The organism is Streptomyces flavovariabilis (assembly GCF_000725785.1).
Lineage (GTDB): Bacteria > Actinomycetota > Actinomycetes > Streptomycetales > Streptomycetaceae > Streptomyces > Streptomyces hawaiiensis.
This window is the reverse complement of record NZ_JNXD01000090.1, coordinates 1-510: the sequence shown is the minus strand read 5'-3', so window position 1 is coordinate 510 and position 510 is coordinate 1. Positions and strand designations below refer to the sequence as shown.

At 64.9% G+C, this 510-nt stretch carries 1 protein-coding gene; it reads right to left on the bottom strand.

Annotated elements, in window-relative coordinates; genetic code table 11:
- Positions 1–363: 363 nt before the first annotated feature.
- Positions 364–510 (bottom strand): DUF6131 family protein (locus IO24_RS47060; protein ID WP_107063129.1); only part of this gene is annotated, 147 nt, incomplete at its 5' end.

Below are 510 nucleotides of genomic sequence, written 5' to 3'. Positions count from 1 at the left end.
CGCTACGAGCGAAAGGCCGAACACTTCCTGGCCTTCGTCGGCATCGCCGCAGCCCTCATCAGCTACCGCCGACTCACCAAGTGAAACAACGTCTAAGCGGCAGCATCCGCCTCACCCCGCAGCCAGGCTCTGCCCTCGACGACCGGCGGGCAGGGCCCGACTCAGGGCAACCCCATCGCCAACGAGACAGGGCGGGGTCGGCGCATGGCCCCGCCCACGGGGTTCCCAGCTGTCTCTCTGGCCGGGCTCTCACCTCGTCCCGGCCTCGAGTGGTCCAGAAGCTCCTCACGGTGTGGACTTTCCGACCCGGAGGCAGTCATGGACACGTCACTCGTCGCAGAGAGTTGGTGAGGCGCCCTGACTTTAGAAGAAGTGCTTGCGTCCACCGACCGCGCGACCGGTCGCACCCAAGATCCACAGGATGGCGCCAACCAGAATGAGGATGCCACCGATCGTCGTCAGCAGACCCATGCCGACAAGCAGGCCGATGATCAGCAGAATAAGCCCAAG